This window comes from Methylibium sp. T29 (assembly GCF_000576205.1).
GTDB lineage: Bacteria > Pseudomonadota > Gammaproteobacteria > Burkholderiales > Burkholderiaceae_C > Methylibium > Methylibium petroleiphilum.
On record NZ_AZND01000140.1, the window covers coordinates 1 to 8,879 of the forward strand.

Here is an 8,879-nt window from a genome sequence, read left to right on the forward strand (position 1 = left end):
GGCTCGTGCGGGACTCCAGAACGCGCATCGCCCGATCGACCTGCGCCAGCAGATCAGGCGGCAGATCGCCAGTTTCGCGGAAGACTCGATAGGCGTCGGTACCAATGACGAAAGCCGGCGGCACGGGGAGGCCGGCCGCGGCCATACGCGCCAGTCCGGTGGCCTTGCCACCAAACTTCGCCGTGTCCATGCCGTCGATCTCCTGGATCAAGTGGACAAGGCAGGGGGCATCGACCGTCGATGCCGACGCTGTGGATCGCTGAGTTTTCATGTCATGTCGCGGGGACGGCCCAGCACCGCGAGGAAGTCCTCATGGAACTCGAACCAGATGTTGTGAACGAAGTCGATGGTCGGCTTGCAGACGTACTCGCGCAGCCCATTCCACACGTTCCAATGCTGCGCTCGAAGTGTGCCATGTATTGAATATAGCGCGGCACTTTCGGAACGAGCGCGGCCGAGTCGCGCGTCGGCCGCTTGCAGCAACCGTCGCTCGGTTCGCTCATCGCCCTCGTTCTGCTACCACTCCGACACCTGCGAGATGAAGCGCGTGGTGATGGTCTCGAAATTGTCGTCCCACTGCACCAGTGCCGGCTCACCGCGGATCGCGGCGTAGGCTTCGCAATAGGTCACGAGAACTGCCGCCGTTCCCGCCTCAAGCAACATGGCCCCCTATAGGCATCAGCATGACCTGCACCTCGTTGGCGGGGCGACCTCAAGCCGCTCGCCGACCACATCGGGCTCCATTGCCGTCACTTCGGCTATGGTCTGCGAAGTGGCCATCTTCTTCAGGTAGATCGCGTTCAGGATCGCGAAGTCGGTGTCGGAGAGCATCTTGTGTTCTGCCTGCGTAGGAGAGGCCCGTCTCGTTGCTCTCCTCGATGCAGTCGTTGGGCGGGATCACCTTGAGCGCGAGCAGGCCGCAGCGTCCCATCCCGAAGCCGACCGCGCTGATGCACCAGTCTTGCACGCAATTGACCTTGGTGCCGATCGGGGAGTTATCGGATGATGCCGATCGGCTTCTTCGAGGTCTCGAAGCTGTAGACGCCTTCCGCAATGACTTTCATTGTGTCTCCGGTCTTGAGGTAGGGAGGAGGTTCGCCGGCCGGCCCTCGACGTCATGGGGATCTGTTGTGTGCCACTCAGTGGTCTCCTTTGAGGATTCGTTGCAGCGAGGACATCAGCTCGGTAGGCGCGTTGGAGGTCGCCACTGCAGGGGCAGCCCCGCCGCCGCATGCCGCAGGGGCCGTCGTGGCACCGACCTGCACACGGGTGTGAAGCTGGCGTTCGCGGCGACGGCGTGCCGCCTCCGCGACTGGTTCGACCGCCGATGGCGCCAGCGAAGCCCGAGCGCCCTCCGTTGATGCGCTCGGTGCGGCGGGCGCAGCGGAGGGCAATGCACAGCTGTCAACCGACCCGGTCGAGCAGCTGCAACTCGTCGCAGGCGCGTCGGCGTCCCGCAGCCAGGCGATCAGTTCCTGCGGCCACAGAGCGACGCGCTCGGCGCCCGCGTCGAGCAACTGGCGTTCGCTGTGCATGCCCCAGGTCACGCCGATCGCGCGGATGCCAGCTTCGCGGGCCTCTCGGACGTCCCCAACTGTGTCGGTGACCAACACCACGTCCTGCGCCTGCAAGGACACGTTGCTGCCTTCGCCGTCGTGATAGGCCGGCGAGCAGGTGCGGTGCACCGCGTAACGATGGTCACCCAGGAAGCGGCGAATCGATACCGATTTGCGCGGCTCCACGTCTCCAGAGAAGACGTGCGAGAAGCAATTGGCCAGGTCGGCACCGACCAGGATGCGACGGATCGCCTCGATGCTGTTGGTCGAGATGACGGCCAGAGTGCTGTTTGGCGCTAGCGCGCGCACCACGTCGACCATCCCTGGGATGAGCGCCGGGTGGTAGCGCGTGCGCAGCAGCTCCATGAAGTGCGCCTTGACCGCGGCGGCGCGCCGCGGATCGGGGCACAGCTTTGCCAGGGACTCGAAGAAGTTCCCTTCGAAGGCACGGAAGAAGGCCTCGCGCGAGTCGATGCCGAGGGCGAACGCGAGGTTCGTCTCGGAAAACAACTGCCATGACGCCGCTCGCGTGTCGACGAGCGTGCCATCGAGGTCGAACAGGATCGCACGGGTCACGGCGTACCTCGGCTCATCGCGGCTCGGTGGGACGTCAGAGGGGAAGTGACGGGCGGCGCGTGGCCTCGTCGCTGTTCAGCGCGTTCAGCTGCGGCAGTTCGAAGAAGTCCTGGACCTCGCCATGTCCCTTCAGGCCGTTCATCTCCCACTCGCACAGGGAATTGAACGAGACCATGTTGGGCCAGCACTGCCACGGAAACGTAGTTAAAGCGCGGCCGCGCAGCCTCCAGACGCGATTTTTGGCATCCGTCACCTGTAGCTGCAGCTTCTCCGCGTAGCGCTCTTGCGCGCGCTCGACCTGTCCGGTGCCGGCCTTCAGCCCGACGATCTGACCGCGCTCCATCACGTAGCCGTGCGCGAGCCAGAGTTCCACACCGTTGTGTGTCGGGTCAAACCCGAAGATGCCATGTACGGCCAGGTCCTTTGAGAAGTGGGCGTGCAGCCAGCTCATGTTGGGCTTGCCGCGCTCGGGGCGCGGCCCCCAGCTGTGGTCCATCGTAGAGACGCAGTCGATCGGCACCTCCCGACCGCGGACCGCCACGCTGCCCTTGAAATGCCCTGTCTGGTCGAAGTGCCCGTTGTATGCCGTGCCCCAGGCGAACTTGCCAGCCTCGCTCTTGGAGCCGCACATCGGATCCATCGCCGGATCGTGGATGTCGAATGCCGGCATCAACGATTCGTAGCGCACGTCGATGCGCGTTCCCTGCTGGTCGTCGTAGGCGATGTGCCAGACGCGGTTCGAGTCCAGGCACTGAACGTGCAGGCTGTTGAGCAGCTTGTAGTTCAGCAGCGAGCGCGGCGTCGGGATCGGCATCGCGGCGCGCAGATCGCAGAAGTCCGCCTCCCAAGGGGTGACGGCGCGCTGCGAGTTCATGCAGATCGTCGAGCTGACAACGCCGATGTTCGGCCGGAAGAGCGCGTACACGCCTACGTTCAGCTTGTGCTCGGCATTGAAGAACCCGAAGAAGTTCGTCTCAGCCAGGTCGGGTCCGAGTCGGTGGCGTGGAATTCCGCGTCCTGATCTTTGATCACGGCTTGTCTCTGTTTGGTCTTGCGCACAAGGGCCTGTTTTCTAGCTCTGGGACGTAACTCTAGGGGCGGCTTCCTGCGGCCACCATAGCCGATATGGACAACGGATCACGCCTTTGACCTTCCACGTTGGCCAATGACGCCGCACCGCCGGGGATCTACCGTTCAGTCCATTCCCAAAACCAGATACGGAGACAAGCGCGATGCATCTGGCTCGAGTGCGCGGCAACGTAGTCGCATCGATCAAGGCTTCCGGCCTGGCATCGCACAAACTTCTGTTGCTTGAGCCGGTGCGGGCCTCCGCACCGCAGAACGATGGCGATGCTGCCGAAGCGACATCCATCTATGTCGCGATTGACCTGGCCGGTGCTGGCGTCGGCGAGATCGTGCTCGTGACGCTCGGAAGCGCCGCGCGCGTCGATGCCGACGGGCAGACCGCCCCGACCGATGCTGCCGTCATCGCGATCGTTGATTCGGTGCAATTCGACGGCGAAACCACTTTCCAGAAGCGCTAGGCCGCTGGCGCATTTTCAACCCCCAAGGAGATACTGACATGGCAACGAACCCCACTGCGACCGGAACGGTCACCGACGGCCCGCGCGGCGCGCTCGGGTTGATCGAGACCAAAGGGCTGGTCGGCGCGATCGAGGCTGCCGACGCAATGGTCAAGGCGGCCAACGTCCGGCTGGTCGGTCGCGAGCAGATTGGTGGCGGCCTCGTCACCGTGATGGTACGCGGCGACGTCGGTGCGGTGAAAGCCGCGACCGACGCGGGCGCCGCGGCGGCCGGGAAGATCGGCGAGATCGTCTCGGTGCACGTGATTCCGCGGCCGCACGAGGACGTCGAAGGCATCCTGCCCAAGCCGCGCTGAAGCGCCGCCGCGATGGCGACAAGCGTTTGCGAAAGGGCGCGCGACTGCCTGCGCACCCTGTGGGCGATCCGGCACTGCCACGACCACAAGCTCAAGGCGATCGTTCGCGGACTGATCCGCGAGGATCTCGCCCGGCTTCGCGGGTTGCAGCAGCTGACGAGCAGCAGGTGACGATGTGACCGACTTCAACCTTCTTGATCCAGAACTCGTGGCGATCGGCGAGGCTCGCACCAAGGTGCAGCTCGCGCGCCAAGCGTTCGAGGCCTTCCAGGGTGTCACCCAGGAACAGGCCGACCGAATCGTCGAAGCCATGGGCCAGGCCGCCGAGGCGGCCGCGGCGGAACTGGCACGTTTGGCCGTCGACGAGACCGGCTATGGGGTCTACGAGCACAAGTTCCTCAAAAACCTCTTCAATGCCAAGTATTGTGCGCATGCGATGAAGAAGATGCGCACCCTGGGCGTGCTGTGGACCGACGAGGTTGCACGCGTCACGGCCATCGGGGCGCCCATGGGCGTGATCGCCGCGATCATCCCGGTGACCAACCCGACCTCGACGACCATCTTCAAGTGCTTGGCCGCGGTCAAGTCGGGCAACGCGATTGTTTGCGCGCCGCATCCTCGGGCCGCGAAGTGCTGCGTTCGCACTGTCGAGATCATGGCGGAAGCCGCCGAGCGCGCGGGCGCGCCGATCGGGCTGCTGCAGTGTCTGTCTACCGGCCAGCTACCTGCCACCCGAGAGTTGATGGCGCATCGAGACACTGCGCTCGTGATGGCCACTGGAGGTGCGGCAATGGTCCGCGCCGCCTATTCCTCGGGAAAGCCGACGCTGGCGGTGGGTGCCGGTAACGTTCCCGTCTACATCCATCGCTCAGTAGCCGATGTGTCCGAAGCCGCGCTGATGGTCGTAACGTCCAAGTCGTTCGACAATGGCACTGCCTGTGTCGCGGAGCAGTCGGTGGTGCTCGACGAACCGATCGCCGACGCTGCCATCAAATCCTTCGAGCAGCATGGGACCGTGTTCCTCGACATCGAGCAGCAGCGCCGACTAGCCAGCTTGCTGTTCATCGGTCGCGGGGCTCTCAATCCGGAGGCTGTCGGGCAAACCGCGATCGAGTTGGCGCGCGGCATCGGCATGAACGTGCCGCCGGGGACCAAAGTGCTCGGCGCCGCGCTTGACGATGTGGGGCCGCAAACGCCGCTCTCCGCCGAAATCCTCGGACCCGTGCTGTCGTTCTATCGGTCGCGCGATCTCGCTGCGGCGCACCAGCGCTGCCGGGAGGTGCTTGCCTTCGGCGGCGAGGGCCACACGCTGGGCCTGCACGGTCAAGACGCGAGATGGTTGCCCGCATGTCAGATCTGCCGGCATCGCGCATTGTCGTCAACACGCCGAGCTTGCTCGGCGGGATGGGCTTCAGCGCTGGCACCGATCCCTCGTTCATGCTGGGCACGGGCACCTGGAGCGGCTCGATCGTGTCGGACAACGTCACGCCGATGCACCTCATCAATATCAAGCGCGTCGCTCACCAGAACCGCCCCTGGCGCGACATCTATCTACCGACGATGGGGCTGTAGATGCTCATGCGAACCCAGACTGACACTGGTTTGACGCGCGTTCAGGACTTCCTGGACGGCGCAGCCGCGCACCTGCGTGCCCCGTCGAATCCGGAAGGGCCACTGCGCTTCGGTGTCGACCTCGGCACTGCGACCATCGTGATTGCCGCCGTGGATGCGCAGGGCGCGCCCGTGTACTGGGACTTCGTCAGGGCTCAGGTCGTCCGCGATGGAGTCGTGGTCGACTTCCATGGCGCGGTGCAGGCGGTTCGGCAGCTGAAGGCCAGCAGTGAAGCAGCCCTCGGTACGGAGATCGAAGAGGCGGCAACCGCCCATCCACCGGCCGTGCCCGTGAGCGATTGCCGAGCCTGTGCTTTCGTGCTGCAGCAAGCTGGGATCGATTGTCGCAGCCTCGTTGACGAGGTCAGTGCAGCGAATGCCATTCTGCAAGTCAAGGACGGTGCGGTGGTGGACGTTGGGGGTGGCTCGACCGGTGTCGGTGTCTTCCGTGGCGGCGAGCTCGCCACCTTGACTGACTTCGCCGGCGGTGGCCACCACCTTGATCTGATCCTCGCCGGCGCATTGAGGCTTCCCGTCGACGCAGCCGAAGTCCACAAGCGCGAGCACGGCGCAGAAGTCATGCAACTGCTGCGTCCGGGCATTGAGCGCGTCGCCGAGTCCGTCCGCCGCCAATGCGCAGGACAGGACCCCGGCATCGTCCATCTGGCGGGCGGCGCCCTGCAGATCCCCGGCGCCGATGTCGTTATCGAGCGCTATCTCGGCTGGAAGGTCCAAGGCTACGCCCATGCCGAGCTGATCACTCCCTTCGGAATTGCACTGAGCTGAGCCATGGAAAACTTTCAACTGCGCACCTACGCCTTCGTCGACCGTATGCAACCGCAGGCGGCGGCCCACGTCGCCGCCACCTGCCAAGGCGACGTCCCCGTGGCCGGCATGTCCGAGCTCTACATAGAGGTCGCTCCAGGCAACGAGATCTTCCGTTGCGCCGACATTGCTCTCAAGGCGGCTGATGTGCGGCCGGCGCTGCAGGTCGTCGAGCGGGAGTTCGGCCTGCTCGAGATCCATTCGCGTACGCAAGCGGAAGTTCTTGCCGCCGGACAGGCCGTGCTTGAACACCTGAAGCTGACCGAGGCGGACCGGGTCAAGCCGAAGGTGGCCTCGTCGATGTTCGTGACGAACGTCAACCCATACCAGGCGCAGCTGATCAACAAGTGGCGTAAGGGCAACCTGCTCATTCCAGGGCAGAGCCTGTACGTGCTCGAAGTGTCGCCTGCCGCCTATGTCTCTTTGGCCGCCAACGAAGCCGAGAAAGCGGCCGACATCACGATCGTCGAGGTGCGGGCGCTGGGTCGGTTCGGCCGGTTGTTCATCTCGGGCACCGAAAGCGACGTCCAGGCCGCGGCTACGGCGGCGATCGCGTGTATCGAAGGACTGGAGGGCAAGTGATGGGCCGCATGCTGACTGCCGCCGACGTAGAAGCTGCCGGTGCCAAGCTGGTCCTGGCGGCGGGTGATCGGCTCACGCCTCTCGCGCGCGATCGGGCCAAGGAACTCGGTGTCACCGTCGAAGCAGCGGGTTCAGAGCGGGTCGCTGCGTCCCTTGTGGCTGCTCCGGCGGTGTCGAAGACAAGTTCAGAAGCCGCTTCGCCGGCGTCTGCGCCTGCACCGGTGCCGGCCGCGCGGACGCAAGGACCAATCGCAACGCCCGCAGCTGCGTCACGTCCGCTGGTGCTTCCGCCCTCCGGTGCGATGTACCGCCGCAATGCCCTTGGGCCGATTGCCGCGTCCTCAGCGTCGAGCGACCGACGACCGAAGGCCGGGGTGGTGGGGGCTGGCCATGTCGGCGCGATGACCGCGCTGCGCCTCGCCGAAAGTGATCTGTTTTCGGAGGTCGCGCTCGTCGACGTCGTGCCCGGCCTGGCGGCTGGCTTGGCGCTCGACATGTGGCACGGAGCCGGCTTGTACGGCTTCTCCACCCGACTCTCCGGCAGTGACGATCTCGCGGCGCTCGGTGGCGCCGAGTACATCGTCATCACCGCGGGCAGGCCACGCCAGCCCGGTATGAGCCGGACAGACCTGACGACGGTCAATGCCGAAATCATGACGTCGGTGTGTCGCGGCATTCGGACTCACGCGCCGAACTCGACGCTGGTGGTCGTGAGCAACCCGCTCGAGGAGATGACCCACCTCGCGGCGCAGCAAACCGGTTTTCCGGAAGAGCGTGTGCTCGGCATGGCAGGCGTCCTCGACTCGGCACGCTTCTGCGCCCTGGTCGGCCTAACCGGGAAGGCGAGACCACAAGACGTCCGCGCAGTCGCTCTGGGTAGTCACGGCCCCGAGATGGTAATTCCGCTCAGCCAGGCCTTCGTTGGCGACCGGCCGATCGAGTCGATGTTCGACGCCGAGGCGCTCAAGGGCATCGTCGAGCGGGCCCGCGAGTCCGGTGGGGAGGTCGTGAAGCTGCTGCAAAAGGGCAGCGCGTATTTCTCGCCCGCCGAGGCGGCGGTGGCGATGGTTCGCGCAATGGTCCGCGACAGTAGCGAGGTCATTGCCGCGTGCGTGCGCTCGCGCGGCGCCTACGGGGCGGTGGACACACGTGTCGGCCTGCCAGTGCGGCTGCACCGTCGCGGGCTCAAGGAGATCGTGCCGCTGACGCTGCGCCCGGCAGAACAGCAGGCGCTGCAGGAGGCAGCCGCGCGCATCGCGACGCGCATCGCCGAACTTCCGGCCCCTCGCTGATTTCGCTCCCCGCGTCCGAGGCGGTAGGACGACACCGAATTGCCCACGAGCAAGTGGGGCAATGAAGCGCAGTTCGCACTTACAGTAAGCACCAACCAACAGGAGGCAGTATGAAGAACGGTTCGGGGGGTAGCTTCAAAGGGGCACTGTCCCGTTACCTCGGCGGCCTCAGGGCGCTGGCGCTGGCGGCGATATTGCCCCTGCTCGCCATGCACAGCCAACCGGCGCGAGCGCTCGATCTGGACGCCGATGACTATGCATCGGGCGCGATCCCCGCTGGTACGAACCTCGCGGCAGCTTCGACCTGCGCGCAGGAACATCACACTTCGTCGGCGGCGAGACGTCCGTCGACGGCGTTGCCAACGACGATCGCACACGGACCACCAACGCCAAGTTTGGCTTCGGGTGGGGCTTCGCACCTGGCTGGCACTTCGCGGCGCTGTATGGACGCGACTTGTCCGTGCGCAACGGACTGAAGGAGTCAGATCGGATCAACCTGCGCCTGCTGAAAGCGTTCTGAGGCCGCTGGGCCACAAT

The 8,879-nt window shown here is 65.2% G+C and carries 11 protein-coding genes; 7 read left to right on the plus strand and 4 right to left on the minus strand.

The window, feature by feature from the left end; all coding sequences use genetic code 11:
• The 4 genes from x551_RS14940 to x551_RS14950 form a co-directional block, all read right to left on the minus strand.
• On the minus strand, positions 1-211 hold a 211-nt coding region (locus x551_RS14940), incomplete at its 3' end, for a PEP/pyruvate-binding domain-containing protein (protein ID WP_036249226.1).
• 467 nt (positions 212-678) lie between these two features.
• Positions 679-831: a hypothetical protein gene (locus x551_RS25875; RefSeq protein WP_155935812.1), complete on the minus strand. Its 153-nt coding sequence runs from the start codon at positions 829-831 to the stop codon at positions 679-681.
• Positions 832-1,139: 308 nt separating this feature from the next.
• The gene (locus x551_RS14945) at positions 1,140-2,132 is read right to left on the minus strand and encodes an HAD family hydrolase (RefSeq protein WP_051495700.1); all 993 of its coding nucleotides are present in this window, start codon (positions 2,130-2,132) and stop codon (positions 1,140-1,142) included.
• 34 nt (positions 2,133-2,166) lie between these two features.
• Complete coding sequence (locus tag x551_RS14950; RefSeq protein WP_231497631.1) at positions 2,167-3,057, minus strand: hypothetical protein; 891 nt, start codon at positions 3,055-3,057, stop codon at positions 2,167-2,169.
• Positions 3,058-3,364: 307 nt separating this feature from the next.
• Between x551_RS14950 and x551_RS14955 the strand changes: the two genes are divergently transcribed.
• The 7 genes from x551_RS14955 to x551_RS25320 all read left to right on the plus strand — a co-directional run bounded on the left by x551_RS14955 (position 3,365) and on the right by x551_RS25320 (position 8,862).
• Positions 3,365-3,676, plus strand: coding sequence for a EutN/CcmL family microcompartment protein (locus tag x551_RS14955; RefSeq protein WP_036232283.1), 312 nt, complete (start codon positions 3,365-3,367; stop codon positions 3,674-3,676).
• Between the two features lie 38 nt (positions 3,677-3,714).
• Complete coding sequence (eutM, locus tag x551_RS14960) at positions 3,715-4,032, plus strand: ethanolamine utilization microcompartment protein EutM (protein ID WP_051495701.1); 318 nt, start codon at positions 3,715-3,717, stop codon at positions 4,030-4,032.
• A 175-nt stretch (positions 4,033-4,207) separates the two neighbouring features.
• Positions 4,208-5,638, plus strand: a complete 1,431-nt coding sequence (locus tag x551_RS14965) for an aldehyde dehydrogenase family protein (protein WP_197028773.1) — start codon at positions 4,208-4,210, stop codon at positions 5,636-5,638.
• Positions 5,611-6,429: an ethanolamine utilization protein EutJ gene (eutJ, locus tag x551_RS14970; RefSeq protein ID WP_253950386.1), complete on the plus strand. Its 819-nt coding sequence runs from the start codon at positions 5,611-5,613 to the stop codon at positions 6,427-6,429. The genes x551_RS14965 and eutJ overlap by 28 nt, the downstream gene beginning before the upstream one ends.
• A 3-nt stretch (positions 6,430-6,432) precedes the next feature.
• Entirely contained in the window at positions 6,433-7,050 is a 618-nt protein-coding gene (locus tag x551_RS14975; protein ID WP_036232288.1) for a BMC domain-containing protein, read from the plus strand.
• Complete coding sequence (locus x551_RS14980; protein WP_081771348.1) at positions 7,050-8,342, plus strand: malate dehydrogenase; 1,293 nt, start codon at positions 7,050-7,052, stop codon at positions 8,340-8,342. Before x551_RS14975 ends, x551_RS14980 begins: the two co-directional genes overlap by 1 nt.
• 304 nt (positions 8,343-8,646) lie before the next feature.
• Positions 8,647-8,862: a transporter gene (locus x551_RS25320; protein WP_231497633.1), complete on the plus strand. Its 216-nt coding sequence runs from the start codon at positions 8,647-8,649 to the stop codon at positions 8,860-8,862.
• Positions 8,863-8,879: the final 17 nt, after the last annotated feature.